A 14,843-nucleotide genomic window follows, 5' to 3' on the forward strand; every position below is an offset into this window, starting at 1 on the left:
ATACTGTACAGATACCGTATCAACAGCTGTTCTGTCTGTATATGAAATATAAAACTCTGTACTGGTAACGCTGGTGCTCGGATTAAGTGGAAGTTTTACAACGCTGGTTGTATCACTCGCATAATATATAGCGTCTGAATAATTTGTTTTTATCTCCTTCAAATGTACCTGCACCGCTGTTGTGGTGTTAGGTTTCCGAAAAACGATCTGCGTTAAATTCATTATGGGGCATCGCATGATCTTTACATTTGTTACCGGAGGATCGCCCAATACATTCAACGTATCACCATTACTTTTCAGGGCAACTGCCAGTGTATCGAAGTCCTGCGGAGTATGTGTCTCCGGTATAACCACTTTCAGATTTTGTACAAACTCCTGCAAGCCGCATTGCTTGTAGCGCTTTTTCCAGATGGTATCATACGTAACCGTCATCTTCTTCATGGTTTCGCCATTCGTAAAATCATCGGCAAAATCAAATGTATAGGTTGATGTTTCCTTGGTAAGATCTACCGGAAGATATAGTGTAGATACCGTATTATTAAGATAAACTTTTTCTCCGCTAAAATCTGCCGTTATACTATTAAAAGTAGCCGGTAATGTTGTGGCCGATTGTGTGCTTGTACCCGAAATATAAAGTTGCTGTAAAGTCAGTCCCATCTTCTCCACTTCGGGGCAACGATATACTTCTATATTGGTCGCTCCGCTTTTGGTTGGCTCGTTGCTCACCAGGCGAACCGAGTCAAACGAATAATCCCTTATCTCCAGTCCCGACAAAATATAGCGTGATCCACAATCTTCTGAAACGAACTGTATTTTGGTAGTATATTTTACTTTTAATGTGTCCTTACTTCCATCGCTTCTGGTAATAAAGATAGTCGTGCTGGTATCGGTATAATTAAGCGGAAGAAGAATGGCTGTAGCGGTATCAAAGGCTGTTACGCTGGTACCCGAAAAAGATATTTCCGTTGCCTTTAATGTATCGGCAACGGTAGAGCCCATCACATGAAAAGAAATGCCTAACTGGTCATTATTGAGCTGGTAGCAATCAGGTTCATCCAGGCACGATACGGCCAATGCGAGAGAGAGGATAAACCAGCTTATTTTCTTCATAGATTTTTGCGGTCGTAAAGATACTTTAACGCCCCAAAGCCCAAATTCTGTGCCCATTTATTTTTAGTACTTTTGCACTTGTAACAGACTACTTCAGCGGGCAGATCATCGAAATTCAGGTAGAATTCAACTTTTTCCGAATAGTCAAAGCGATCATCGGAGCAAGTGAATCATTGAATGGTGGTTCTTGTTGTGCTGAGACCTGGAAAATTTTACCATGAGAACGAAGGGAAATAAGAAAACGAAGGTGAACATCGTTACGCTGGGTTGCTCCAAGAACCTGGTTGATTCAGAAGTATTACTAACGCAATTGCGCGGCAATGGCATTGACGCAGTACACGAATCGAAGGAAGACGATGCCAGCGTTGTGGTGATCAATACCTGCGGCTTTATTGATAATGCCAAGCAGGAATCCATCGATACAATTTTACGCTATGTAGATGCCAAGGACGAAGGCATTGTAGATAAAGTATATGTAACCGGGTGTCTCTCCCAACGCTATAAAGACGATCTTGAAAAAGAGATTCCGGATGTAGATGCGTGGTTCGGTACACGCGACCTTTCGCGACTATTAAAAGTTTTCAAGGCCGACTATAAGAATGAACTGGTAGGTGAGCGTATACTTACTAACCCCAGTCATTATGCTTATCTGAAAATATCCGAAGGCTGCGATCGCCCGTGTTCATTCTGTGCTATTCCGATTATGCGTGGTGGTCACATATCGCGCCCGATGGAAGAGCTGGTGTTAGAGGCGAAGAACCTTGCCAAGAACGGCACAAAGGAATTGTTACTGATTGCGCAGGATTCAACGTATTATGGATTAGACCTGTATAAAAAAAGAAATCTCGCGGAACTTCTTCAACGACTCTCGGATGTTGAAGGTATAGATTGGATACGCCTGCATTATGCATTCCCTACCGGCTTCCCGATGGATGCGCTGGATGTAATGGCAGAGCGCTCTAACATTTGCAAGTATATAGATATACCTTTGCAGCACGGTTCAACGCGTATGCTGCAATTGATGCGCAGGGGAACAACACGCGAAAAGACTGAACAACTGCTCCAAGACATTCGCGAAAAAGTACCGGGCATTGCTATACGCACCACGATGATCGCAGGTCATCCGGGAGAAACAGAAGCAGAATACCAGGAGATGCTGAGTTTCATTGAGAGATCTCGTTTCGACAGGCTCGGAGTTTTTACATACTCGCACGAAGAAAATACACATTCATATTCAATGGCAGACGATGTGCCAGACGAAGTAAAGCAACAACGTGTAGATGAGATCATGGAGTTGCAGCAGGGCATTTCACTGGAGCTCAATCAACAAAAGATCAACAAGATTTATAAAGTGCTGGTAGACCGTAAAGAAGGTGGTGCATTCATTGGCCGCACCGAATTCGATTCACCGGAAGTTGATAACGAAGTAATCATTCACAGTCCTGATAACTACCTGAGGGTAGGTGATTTTGCAACAGTAAAGATCAAGACAGCGACCGAGTTCGACCTGACGGGTGAAGTCATTTAGATGGTATATTATCCGGATGATTTTTAACATCTCGTTAACAACTCATCCGGAGCTTTTTACAGTGCATAGGATACCGGCCGCTTATATATAATTTCGTAAACTTAATATGTAAAAATCCCGTTATTCGGCTTGTGCTTACCATCCACCAACCCGTATCACAATCTATGAAGCTTAACAAGCTTTCCTTCGCAGACACGCGTGCCTTCAGTTCGTTTTTCCTGGATTACATCGAACAGAAAGAAACACTGAAACCTTTCTATAACCGATTCCCTCAAACAGAAAACTTTGCTGCGCAACTGGCGGATAAGAGCCAGGCTTTTCCACAACAGAATAGAGATATACTGGCAGATGTACTTGTTCAACAATATACATCTGTACCGGTAAAGCAGGCTGTTCAGCAAAATATAGCAGCGCTTCGTGATACAAAGACTTTTACCGTTATAACAGGACATCAGCTAAACATTTTCACCGGACCACTATATTTCATTTATAAGATCGTTACGGTTATCAACGCCTGTAAACAACTCAAGAAACAATATCCGGAATATACGTTTGTACCAGTATACTGGATGGCTTCGGAAGATCACGATTATGACGAGATCAAATACTTCAAGCTATACGGAAAGAAATATACCTGGCAAACAGAGCAAACAGGAGCTGTAGGACGGTTCTCTACTCAGGATATAAAATCGTTATTACAAGAAGTTCCGGGAGATACACGCATCTTCCAGGAAGCGTATACGAAAAACAAAACTCTGGCCGATGCTGTACGTCATTATGTGAATACATTATTCGGTGATGAAGGTTTGGCAGTAGTAGATGCAGACAATGCAACGTTGAAATCACTCTTCAAGAAAGTTATACACCAGGATATATTTGAAAACATCAGCAAGAAGTTTGTCGACAAGACGAATGAAGCCCTGCAACAAAAAGGTTATCACACACAAGTATATTGTCGTGATATAAATTTCTTTTACCTCGATAAAAATCTTCGCAGTCGTATAGAAAAATCTGGTGATGATACCTGGAAAGTATTGGATACCGATATATCTTTCTCTTCAGCAGAGTTGAAGAAGCTGATTGAAGAACAACCCGAGCGATTTAGTCCGAATGTAATTTTACGGCCACTTTACCAGGAAGTAATTCTGCCTAATCTCGCCTATGTGGGTGGCCCTGCGGAAGTAGTATACTGGCTGCAGTTAAAAGGTGTATTCGATCACTTCAAGGTTCCATTCCCGATGCTGATGCCACGTAACTTCGCGATGGTAATGGAACATACTGTGACGCGTAAGTTTGAAAAGACCGGCCTTGAGCTCAAAGACTTGTTTGAAGACAAGAATTATATATTTAACCATTGGGTATTAGAGCACTCTACGCATAATTTAACCGTTGGCCCCGAGCGGACACAGGTGCATGAGCTCTTTGAAGAGTTAAAGAAACGTTCCGATGCTATCGACAAAACCCTTACAGCCTATATCAGTGCGGAAGGTAAACGTGCCTTGAACAGTCTTGAAAAAATAGAACGCAAATTACTACGCGCAGAAAAACGCCTGCATAAAGATAAACTTGGCCAGATTGAAGCCGTAAAAGATGCTTTGTTTCCCAACGGCAGCTTACAGGAGCGCACTGATAATTTTTTGAACTTCTATCAACGGGATAGTAACTTCATTCAGCGGCTGTATGAACAATTTGATCCGTTCGATTACAAGTTCAATGTTCTGTCGTATACGGCCGATCTGTAACTTTGCACATGACCAAAGCAGCACTTCGTAAGCTATACCTCACCAAACGTCAATCGCTTTCAGAAGCAGAATATCTGCAACTCAATCATCAGCTTTGCGAAAACTTCTTTGCGCACGTTGAGCTATCGTTCATTAAAGTGTTGCACTGCTTTATACCGATCGAAAAAAACCGGGAGCCCAACACATGGCTTATCATCGATCGCATCCGCAGGGAGTTTCCGCATATACGATTATCTATACCGCGCATCAGTGGTGATGGCAGCCTGGAGAATTTCTTCTTCGAAGGATTACATCAGCTGCAACAAAATTCGTGGGGCATATTAGAACCAAAGCAAGGAATTCCTACAGAGACAGTGAAGATTGACATGGTACTTGTGCCCATGCTGATCTTCGATATGCGAGGGAATCGTGTAGGCTATGGTAAAGGATTCTATGATCGCTTTCTTGCTGCGTGTAAGCCTGCCGTTAAAAGCGTTGGTCTCTCTCTATTCGATCCTATAGAAGAAATCGAAGATGTTGATGTACACGATATACCTTTATCGTATAGCGTAACACCAACACAAGCCTTCAGCTTTCAACCTTAAACTTTCTGCTACTTAAACCGATGGCTCTTGCTGACTCAAGCAATGAAATGAGCCCAGTCCCCAGATAATATCCAGTGAATCAAGTCCTATAACCTTGCGATCTGAGAAAGTTTTTTGAATGATGTCCAACGCGCGATCATCATTCTTATCTCGGAAAGTAGGTACCACTACATATTTATTGCTAATGTAGAAGTTGGCGTATGAAGCTGGCAAACGCATGTCTTCATAAATTACAGGAGCAGGCATAGGCAGTTCTACTATATTCATCTGCTTCCCATTTTCCAGGCGCAGTTTGTTCAGCAGCTTTAAATTTTCCTGCAGTGGTTCGTAGTTCTCATCCTTCTTGTTTGCTTCTACAACAGTCACTACAGTATCTCCATTTACAAAACGTGTCAGGTCATCAATATGGCCATCGGTGTCATCACCGAGTATACCATCTCCCAACCAGAGTATATTTTCAACTCCGTAATAACTATATAAAAATTCTTCGATCTGTTGTTGATCAAGATGCGGGTTACGATTTTCGTTCAGCAGACATGATGTTGTAGTCAGTACCGTACCTCTGCCATTGAAATCCACAGAGCCACCTTCCATTACAATGCCGGGATATACTACCGGTATAGTATAGTGCTTGGCAATAAGTGTAGGTATATTATCATCCAGATCGAATGGAGGATATTTACCACCCCAGGCGTTATAGCCCCAGTCTACTATAATTTTCTTTTGTTCAGCTTTTGGATTCAGCAGGAATGCAGGACCATGATCGCGGCACCACGCATCGTTGGTGGGATGTATAAAAAATTGAACGTTGTTAAGATCAGCACCTGCTTCCTGCACATGACGAAGCGCTTTCTGTTTCATCGCTTCATCCACTACATTGATATTTACTTTCTCACCTTCAGCTACCAGTTTAATAAACTGCGCATATATAGGGTATATCGTTTCAATCTTTCCTGGCCATGATGCTTCCTTGTGCGGCCAGCTTAACCAGGTAGCATCGTGTCTGGCAAATTCTGCCGGGAAGAAGTAGCCAAGTTCTTTGGGGGTTTTTGAATCCGGAAGTCCGGAAGTAGGGAAGTTTGGTTTGGTGCTCATTATTAAATTTTCTCCGCTCATTTAAGAGTGTTCCGAAGACTGTTAATCATAACTAACAGTTCTTCACAATATCTGTACAATTTCTGAAATTCTCCTTGAGAGATATAGCTTCGTCTTATAGCCAGATGAAGACGTCCAACAACTTCAACATTCGAGCGAATTGTATAAACCTACTAAACTCCGCCTTGGACTGACCAGTAGATCTCTCCACTATATTTAGTGAATTGAACCCGCAGCTCTTTTGAATTGAGAAGTCAGTATATACAATTCATCCTTTGGAAATTTCTTACTTACTCGTTCACCTAAGGTCTGCAGCCTTCTGCCATACAATCAGTCGCTCAAATTTAAACGCCATATATACTTACAAAAAAGCTAACGGGTCTTTACACAACATCACAACAAAAGTCTTTCGGACTTTCCGTCTTCTCAAGCTTCCGGACTTACTCATCTATAAACCGCTTTGTTATCGGCTGATATGAATCGATTCTGCGGTCGCGCAAAAATGGCCAGTGCGTTCTATAGCGATCGGTCTGTTGCATATCTATTTCCTCTACATGTACTTCTTCCTGATCGTGCGAAGCAAGGTATAGCAATCTTCCGAATGGATTTGAGATGAACGAACCTCCCCAGAATTTCATTGCTCCGTTTTGTTCAAAGCCTACACGGTTCACACTCACCACGTGCACACCATTGGCTACTGCGTGACTGCGTTGTATAGTCTGCCATGCGTTATACTGTTCTGAATTAGTAGCTTCATCCTGTGACGTAGCCCAGCCAATAGCAGTAGGATAAAATAATATCTCAGCACCCATCAGCGATGTGATGCGGGCTCCTTCCGGATACCATTGATCCCAGCAGATTAACACACCAATGGTAGCAAACTTTGTCTTGAAAATTTTATAGCCTAAATCACCGGGAGTGAAATAGAATTTTTCATAATAGGCCGGATCATCGGGGATGTGCATCTTCCTGTATTTTCCAAGATAGGTGCCATCCGCATCGATTACAGCCGTTGTATTGTGATAGAGACCTTCGGTACGCTTTTCAAAAAGTGAAGCGATGATCACAACACCAAGTTCTTTGGCTACAGCGGATAGTGACTCCGTTGAAGGGCCAGGAATTGGCTCGGCCAGTTTAAAATTTTCGTAATCTTCAACATCGCAGAAGTAAAGTGAACGAAAAAGCTCCTGCAGGCAAACGATCTGTGCTCCTTTTGCTGCAGCTTCGCGAATCTTTGCAATAGCCTTCGCCAGATTTTCGTCCGGGCTCTTTGTGCACGACATCTGCACCGTTCCAACTTTTACTTTTTTACTCACGTCTTTAAATTTTTAGTGCTGCAAAATTAGGAAGTAATTCGTGTTACAAAAATCATCTATCGCTTCCGCTATGCATAAAAAGAAAACCCCCTGAAAAAGTTCAGAGGGCTTCTTATTGTTATACAGCTAAAGAATTTCTATCAGGCTTCTTCTCCGATGTGAACGAATGACTCATCTTTCGCTTCCAGATTAGAAGATCCCATCAGCCAGGTATCTACTGCACGGGCTGCTTCGCGACCTTCAGAAATCGCCCAAACTACCAGCGACTGTCCTCTACGAACATCGCCTGCAGAGAATACACCTTCCTCGCTCGACATATAGTTTGTTGTTTTGATGTTGCCGCGCTCGTCTAGTTCCAGTTTCAATTCTTCTACCAAACCACCTTTCTCTGCGCCAACAAATCCGATCGCCAGTAAAGCCAGTTCGCAAGGAATAACTTTCTCGGTTCCGGGAATTTCTTCAAAGCCCATTTTACCCTGAGCATTTACTCCCCATTTGATTTCCACGATCTTCATACCAGTGAGACGGCCGCTGCCATCGCCAACAAACTCTTTTGTAAGTATAGCCCACTGACGGTCTGCTCCTTCTTCGTGTGATGATGATGTATTGAGGATCATCGGCCACAGAGGCCACGGGTTCGATTCATCGTTACGTTTTACCGGAGGCTTCGCAAGCAATTCAATTTGTGTTACTGTTCTTGCTTTATGACGATTGGAAGTACCTACACAATCCGAACCGGTATCACCACCACCAATTACCAATACATTTTTATCGGTAGCCAGTATATCTTCTGCGAAGATGTTATCGCCAGCACCCCGTTTGTTCTGCTGCGACAAGAACTCCATCGCGAAGTGCACACCTTTCAATTGCCTACCTGGTATAGGAAGATCGCGCGGTGCAGAAGCGCCTCCACACATTACAATAGCATCAAACTCATCCTGCAAATGCTTGGCGCTGATATTTACTCCCACGTGAGCATTGGTGCGAAATACTATACCTTCCTGTTCCATCAGGCGAAGTCTTCTGTCTATGACATGCTTCTCCAGTTTGAAGTCCGGTATACCATAGCGAAGCAGTCCTCCAATCCGGTCGCTGCGTTCAAACACTGTTACCCAATGGCCGGCTTTATTTAATTGTGCAGCGGCAGCAAGTCCTGCAGGACCTGATCCTATAACGGCAACACGTTTACCTGTTCTCTGTTTTGGAAGCGTTGGTTTGAGATAACCTTTTTCAAAAGCCTGCTCTGCTATAGTCTTCTCGATATACTCGATTGTAACAGGTTTATTGTTGATGCTCAATACACAGCTTGCTTCACAAGGAGCCGGACAAATACGTCCGGTAAATTCCGGAAAGTTGTTAGTGCTGCTCAGTATCTTGATCGCCTCTTCCCACTTGCCATTATATACGGCATCGTTAAAGTCTGGTATATTATTACCCAGCGGACAACCATTGTGGCAAAAAGGAACGCCACAATCCATACATCGCGCAGCTTGTTGTTTTACTTTTTCTTTATCAAGCGGGTTATATACTTCTTTGTAATCTTTTATACGTTCTTTCGGATCGCGCGACTTTGGCATTTCGCGATCAAACTTCATAAATCCATCTATCTGTCCCATGTCTGTTGCGTCTGTTGTAGTTGATTATTTTTTTACGAGAGCTGGTGATGCGGCAGCTTTACCATTTACGGACTGGCGTTGCTGTGCTTTTTGTTTTTGAAGTACTGCCTTGTAATCACGCGGCATCACTTTCACAAAAAGTTCACAGGCAGTCTCCCAGTTCTCCAGCACCCACTCAGCAGGATCGCTGCCGGTATATTTGTGATGCTTCTCGATCATGGCTTTTACTTCTGCTTTATCTTCTTCTTCCAGCGTTTCGAGATCAACCATCTCTTTGTTACAGAGACGCTCGAGTGCATTTTCCGGATCGAAGACATACGCTATACCACCGCTCATACCGGCTGCAAAATTTTTACCGGTTTTACCCAGCACAACTACGCGACCACCCGTCATATACTCGCAGGCGTGATCACCCACACCTTCTACAACAGCTGTTACACCCGAGTTACGAACACAGAAGCGTTCACCTGCCTGACCACGGATATAGGCTTCACCGGATGTAGCACCATAGAATGCTACGTTACCAATGATGATGTTATCCTCTGGTTTGAAGGTTGCTTCTTTATCCGGATATATAATCAGCTTGGCACCTGATAAACCTTTACCAAAATAATCGTTCGCTTCACCTTCAAGTTCAAATGTTAAACCAGGTGCTCCGAATACAGCGAAGCTTTGTCCTGCCGAACCTTTGAATTGGAAATGTATAGTATCTTCCGGTAAACCTTTTCCTTTATACTTCTTGGATACTTCATTGGAGAGAAGCGCACCAACGGAACGATCTATATTGTGGATGATAAATTTCTCTTGTACAGCTTCAGCATCATCCAAAGCAGGGCGTGCAGCTTCTACGAGTTTCCAGTCGAGAACTTTTTCAAGTTCAAAATCTTGTTCGATCTGTTTATATAGTCCTACACCTTCGCGTGCACTTTCCTGATGCAGGATTGGAGAAAGATCAAGTTTCTTCACCTTCCAGTGTTCAATGTCCTGACGAACGCGCAACATATCGCTGCGACCAATCATTTCATTTACCGTACGGAAGCCAAGCTCGGCCATGTTCTCGCGAAGATCATTTGCCAGGAAGCGGAAGAAGTTTACTACGTGATCAGGATCTCCGGTAAACAATTTGCGCAGATCAGGATCTTGTGTTGCTATACCAACCGGGCAAGTATTCAAGTGACACTTACGCATCATGATACATCCTTCAACCACCAGGGCAGCCGTTGCAACGCCCCATTCTTCAGCACCGAGCATAGCAGCCACAGCTATATCTTTACCGGTACGAATCTGTCCGTCTGTTTGAAGTGTAACACGACTTCTCAAATTATTCTTCACCAGCGTTTGGTGTGCTTCTGCAAGACCAAGTTCCCACGGTAAACCTGCGTGACGCATGGAGCTTATAGGTGATGCACCTGTTCCACCATCAGCACCGGAGATTAATATAGCATCAGCTTTTGCTTTTGCTACACCTGCTGCAACAGTACCTACACCAGCCTGTGATACCAGTTTCACATTGATGCGTGCCTGGCGATTAGCATTCTTCAAATCGAAAATCAGCTGCGCTAAATCTTCGATCGAGTATATATCGTGGTGAGGTGGCGGTGATATCAAACCAACACCCGGTGTTGAGTGACGAACACGACCGATCCATTCATCTACTTTATGACCAGGAAGCTGACCCCCTTCGCCAGGCTTGGCACCTTGCGCCATCTTGATCTGCAGCTCATCGGCATTCGATAAGTAATAGCTGGTTACACCGAAACGTCCTGAAGCAACCTGCTTGATCGCAGAACGTTCCCAGTCGCCATTTTCCTTTTTCTCATAGCGTATCTCATCTTCTCCACCTTCTCCGCTATTGCTTTTACCACCGATACGGTTCATCGCTATAGCCAGTGTTGTGTGCGCTTCGAAAGATATAGATCCGAACGACATAGCGCCTGTAGCAAAGCGCTTGAAGATTTCTTCTACCGGCTCAACTTCGCTGAGTGGTATAGGATTGCGCTTCTTAAATTCGAACAGGCCACGGATAGTAAGTTGATCGCGTGTCTGATCGTTTATCTTCTGAGCATATTTTTTATACTGCTCGTAATTATTCGTTTTGGTAGAATGTTGCAGCAGGTGAATTACCTCAGGGCTGAACATGTGTTTCTCGCCTCTGCGCTTCCATTGATATACACCACCCACCTGGAGCTCTTTACTTTCATTTTCAAATGCCAGGTGATGACGAGACAATACTTCACGGGCAAGATCATCGAATGATAAACCTTCGATACGACTGATCGTACCACGGAAACATTTTTCCATCACATCGCTGCCAAGTCCTACCGCTTCAAATATTTGAGATGACTGATATGACTGCAGTGTGCTGATGCCCATCTTCGACATTACTTTCAGCAAGCCATTACCAATTGCTTTCTGGAAGTTGGCGAATGCTTCTTCGTCAGCAAGTGGCTTGTAGAACATGCCGTGTTTATTCATCGAGTGAATAGACTCCAATGCTATATATGGATTCACCGCGCTTGCTCCATAACCTATGATCGTAGCGAAGTGTTGTACTTCCCAGGCATCACCGGCTTCTACTACAAGACCTGCCTGTGTGCGGATTCTCTTCTCAACCAGATATTGATGAACAGAACCTACTGATAACAATGAAGGTATAGGGGCATACTCGTTGCTGATTTTTCTATCGGAGAGTATAAGTATCTTTTTACCGGCACGCACTGCTTTCTCTGCTTCGCAGCAAATGCGTGTTATACTTTCTTCGAGTCTTCCGGGTTCGCCATCCGCTTTGAACACGCATTGTATCACAGCATATTCAAAACCCTGATCCTGCAAGTGCTTCAGTTTTTCCAAATCTTCATTCAGCAACACAGGTTGTGAAATATGTATCTGTCTTGTATGCTCGGGTGTTTCATCCAACACATTCAAGCTTGCACCTACACGTGTAAAGAGCGACATCACCAGGCGTTCGCGAATCGGATCGATCGGAGGATTACTTACTTGTGCAAAATGCTGTTTGAAATAATTCGAGATGTGGCGGCTTTCTTTCGAGAGCACGGCGAGCGGTGTATCATCGCCCATCGAGCCGATCGCCTCATATCCTTTTTCTGCCATCGGCAGAACGATCGTCTTGATATCTTCAGAAGTATACCCGTACGCATTCTGGCGTTGCACGAGTGTCTTTTCATCAAAGCTCGTTTCAACCCATTCTACTTCCGGCTCCAGGCGAAGCTTCAGACGATTCTGGATGATCCAGTTATAGTATGATTTGCCTTCGTATACCGAACGTTTTACTTTTTCATCATCGAGTACTTTACCTTTCTCGGTATCGATCATGAGCATCTTGCCCGGAGTAATGCGGCCTTTTTCCAATACGTCTTTCGGATCGATTGTCAACGCTCCTGCTTCAGATGCTGCGATCACACGACCAGAACGTGTAACACAATAGCGAAGCGGACGAAGTCCGTTACGATCCAACGTAGCCCCTATACGCACGCCATCGGTAAACACCAATGCTGCAGGACCATCCCACGGCTCCATCATCGAAGCATGATACTTGTAAAATGCTTTACGGTGCGGATCCATCAATTTATTATCCTGCCATGCTTCCGGCACCAGCATCATCATTACATGCGGTATAGTGCGGCCTGATAACACCAGCATTTCAACCAGCGCATCGAGGTTTGCAGAGTCAGAACCATCAGGACTTGTGATCGGCAAAAGTTTTTTCAATTCATCATCGGTAAACATAGTCGACTTGAAGAGTGCTTCTTTCGACTTCATTTTGTTTACGTTACCACGAATGGTATTGATCTCACCATTGTGCGCGATGTAGCGAAATGGCTGCGCGAGTTTCCAGTTTGGAAATGTATTGGTAGAAAAACGCGAGTGAACCAACGCCATCGCGGTCTTCAAACGCGAATCCTGCAGATCGTTGAAATATATTCTGAGTTGTTCTGTACGTAATTGTCCCTTGTAAACAATTGTGCGTGCAGAGAAACTTGTTACATAAAATTCTTTATTGTTACCCTTTACTGAATTTGCTACAGTGTGTTGAGAGTAATTACGAAGTACAAATAATTTTCTTTCGAAAGTATCGCCTGCTATATTTTCATCAACAGGTTTAACAAATACCTGTTCAATAACAGGCTCTACTTCTGCAGCACCCGGGCCTGGCACACTGTGATCTACCGGCACAACGCGGAAGCCGATGAGATCAAGACCAAGTTCTTTAATGTTTTTACGCAATACCTCACGGCAAGCGTTGCTTACTTTTTTGTCGCGTGGGAAGAAGACCATACCAACGCCATATTTGCCTGGAGCGGGCAACTCGAAGCCTAAGCGTTTTGATTCTTCAACAAAAAAGTCATGGGGGATTTGAATCAATACACCCGCGCCATCTCCTGTCTTCGGACTGCTGCCTTTACCTCCGCGGTGCTCCATGTTTTCAAGCATGGTAAGAGCATCGAGAAGATTCTGGTTCGTCTTCGTGCCATTGATGTTGGCGACAAAGCCGATACCGCAGGCATCGTGTTCCAGTTCTGGGGTGTACAAACCACGGCTGGCTGTTTCTTTCATCTTTCTTTCTGGTTAATTTGTCTGGTTGTAAAAAGGCTGTGTAGTTTCCGTTTAGGGCAAAACGGAGTCTATAAAAATATGGAGAAAACAGAAGAAATTTTTGACGAAAGATTACAAGGCAGAATTTTTGGAATCTTTTCAGATTTGATTCAAAACATTTTAAAAAAGTAAAAACGAATACGATTGCACTCTACCCGATTTTAAAAATTTCAATGATCACAGAAAACGGTTGAGGAATTTTCAATAATGGCTAACAAATGTGAGCAGAAAATTGTCTTTCAGTTAAGATTCTTTTATACCTCGCACCATCTCTTTTTTACCGGGCGGTCCTGCAAGAGTTTCTACTGTTAAACCTAATGATTTCAGATCGCGCTTTAACTGACCTTTTGCACAGTAAGTAACAAATATACTCCGTGCATGCATCGACTTTATTACGCGTTCAAGCACGGGTAACTCCCACATCTCAGGTTGTTTGTTGGGAGCAAACGCATCAAAGTATATAAGATCAAATCGATTGGAAAAATCTATTTGTTGAAGAGGTGTAGTTAGTTTTTGCAGTGTAAAGTTTGGAAGAATTTCTACTTCCTGATTCCACGCTGCTCGATGCAGCTGATCAAATTTTTCTTTTAGTCCAACAGCATCTATATAGTTTAGCTTGGACCAGATATCTTCCGGCACAGGATATGTTTCGAGTGATGTATAGTGTATCGATGCGGGAATCTCCATAGCGCGCTGCACGGTCAGCAATGCATTCAGCCCGGTACCGAAACCAACTTCCAGTATAGATATACTCTTCGATGACTTTAATGTTAGCAAGTGATCAAGCCCTTCTTTGATAAAAACATGTATAGACTCCTGCACCGCTCCATGCCGTGAGTGATAGGTTTCATCAAGTGCTGTATTGAGTAATGAATGAGAACCGTCTGATGTGGTGATGATTTCAATGCTCATTCAGGTATATATTTATTTCGTAGATTGATACAGATAAAGTGCAAAGGGACCGAAAGTCGGAAAGCTTGAAAGCTTTCCGAAAATTCTTCGCAGGTAAGTATAACAAAGAACTAATCCTTCATAATCAACGCAACTGCCGAGGCATTCACTCCTTCTTCGCGACCTACGTAGCCGAGTTTTTCGTTAGTGGTTGCTTTGATGGATACATCTTCTTCGGAGATGTTCATCAACGGAGCAAGCACTTTTTTCATGGCATCTATATGCGGATTTACTTTCGGGCGCTCCAGACAAACGGTGCAATCTACATTGCCAACCTTCCAGCCTCT

At 43.6% G+C, this 14,843-nt stretch carries 11 protein-coding genes; 3 read left to right on the plus strand and 8 right to left on the minus strand.

The window, feature by feature from the left end; genetic code table 11:
* Positions 1-1,110: DUF6452 family protein (locus VIN08_RS11365; protein WP_331964702.1), on the minus strand; the 1,110-nt coding region annotated here is incomplete at its 3' end.
* Positions 1,111-1,327: 217 nt separating this feature from the next.
* Between VIN08_RS11365 and rimO the strand changes: the two genes are divergently transcribed.
* From rimO to VIN08_RS11380, 3 genes are all read left to right on the plus strand, one after another.
* Positions 1,328-2,638 carry a 30S ribosomal protein S12 methylthiotransferase RimO gene (gene rimO, locus VIN08_RS11370; RefSeq protein WP_331964704.1) on the plus strand — a complete coding sequence of 437 codons (1,311 nt, stop codon included), beginning with the start codon at positions 1,328-1,330 and terminating at the stop codon, positions 2,636-2,638.
* A 164-nt stretch (positions 2,639-2,802) separates the two neighbouring features.
* On the plus strand, positions 2,803-4,380 hold the full coding sequence (gene bshC / locus VIN08_RS11375) for a bacillithiol biosynthesis cysteine-adding enzyme BshC (protein WP_331964706.1): 1,578 nt from the start codon (positions 2,803-2,805) through the stop codon (positions 4,378-4,380).
* An 8-nt stretch (positions 4,381-4,388) separates the two neighbouring features.
* Complete coding sequence (locus VIN08_RS11380) at positions 4,389-4,964, plus strand: 5-formyltetrahydrofolate cyclo-ligase (protein ID WP_331964708.1); 576 nt, start codon at positions 4,389-4,391, stop codon at positions 4,962-4,964.
* A 12-nt stretch (positions 4,965-4,976) separates the two neighbouring features.
* Here VIN08_RS11380 and VIN08_RS11385 read toward each other — a convergent pair whose 3' ends face one another.
* From VIN08_RS11385 to VIN08_RS11410, 7 genes are all read right to left on the minus strand, one after another.
* Positions 4,977-6,059, minus strand: coding sequence for an agmatine deiminase family protein (locus VIN08_RS11385; protein ID WP_331964710.1), 1,083 nt, complete (start codon positions 6,057-6,059; stop codon positions 4,977-4,979).
* A 17-nt stretch (positions 6,060-6,076) separates the two neighbouring features.
* Positions 6,077-6,220 (minus strand): hypothetical protein, encoded by a 144-nt coding sequence (locus VIN08_RS28640; RefSeq protein WP_414693275.1) that lies wholly within the window; start codon positions 6,218-6,220, stop codon positions 6,077-6,079.
* A gap of 279 nt (positions 6,221-6,499) precedes the next feature.
* Complete coding sequence (locus VIN08_RS11390; protein WP_331964712.1) at positions 6,500-7,375, minus strand: carbon-nitrogen hydrolase; 876 nt, start codon at positions 7,373-7,375, stop codon at positions 6,500-6,502.
* 140 nt (positions 7,376-7,515) lie between these two features.
* Positions 7,516-8,991, minus strand: coding sequence for a glutamate synthase subunit beta (locus VIN08_RS11395; RefSeq protein ID WP_331964714.1), 1,476 nt, complete (start codon positions 8,989-8,991; stop codon positions 7,516-7,518).
* A gap of 24 nt (positions 8,992-9,015) precedes the next feature.
* Entirely contained in the window at positions 9,016-13,566 is a 4,551-nt protein-coding gene (gltB, locus tag VIN08_RS11400; RefSeq protein ID WP_331964716.1) for a glutamate synthase large subunit, read from the minus strand.
* 282 nt (positions 13,567-13,848) lie between these two features.
* Positions 13,849-14,517 (minus strand): tRNA (5-methylaminomethyl-2-thiouridine)(34)-methyltransferase MnmD, encoded by a 669-nt coding sequence (gene mnmD / locus VIN08_RS11405; protein ID WP_331964718.1) that lies wholly within the window; start codon positions 14,515-14,517, stop codon positions 13,849-13,851.
* 110 nt (positions 14,518-14,627) lie between these two features.
* On the minus strand, positions 14,628-14,843 hold a 216-nt coding region (locus tag VIN08_RS11410), incomplete at its 5' end, for a 2-C-methyl-D-erythritol 2,4-cyclodiphosphate synthase (RefSeq protein ID WP_331964720.1).

Source organism: Ohtaekwangia sp., from assembly GCF_036568665.1.
Classification (GTDB): Bacteria; Bacteroidota; Bacteroidia; order Cytophagales; family Cyclobacteriaceae; genus Ohtaekwangia.

What these genes read in the sequence shown, in the direction of transcription:
- rimO (WP_331964704.1), top strand. Translation starts at nt 1,328, where the DNA reads ATGAGAACGAAGGGAAATAAGAAAACGAAGGTGAACATCGTTACGCTG.
- bshC (WP_331964706.1), top strand. Translation starts at nt 2,803, where the DNA reads ATGAAGCTTAACAAGCTTTCCTTCGCAGACACGCGTGCCTTCAGTTCG.
- VIN08_RS11380 (WP_331964708.1), top strand. Translation starts at nt 4,389, where the DNA reads ATGACCAAAGCAGCACTTCGTAAGCTATACCTCACCAAACGTCAATCG.
- VIN08_RS11385 (WP_331964710.1), bottom strand. Translation starts at nt 6,059, where the DNA reads ATGAGCACCAAACCAAACTTCCCTACTTCCGGACTTCCGGATTCAAAA.
- VIN08_RS11395 (WP_331964714.1), bottom strand. Translation starts at nt 8,991, where the DNA reads ATGGGACAGATAGATGGATTTATGAAGTTTGATCGCGAAATGCCAAAG.
- gltB (WP_331964716.1), bottom strand. Translation starts at nt 13,566, where the DNA reads ATGAAAGAAACAGCCAGCCGTGGTTTGTACACCCCAGAACTGGAACAC.
- mnmD (WP_331964718.1), bottom strand. Translation starts at nt 14,517, where the DNA reads ATGAGCATTGAAATCATCACCACATCAGACGGTTCTCATTCATTACTC.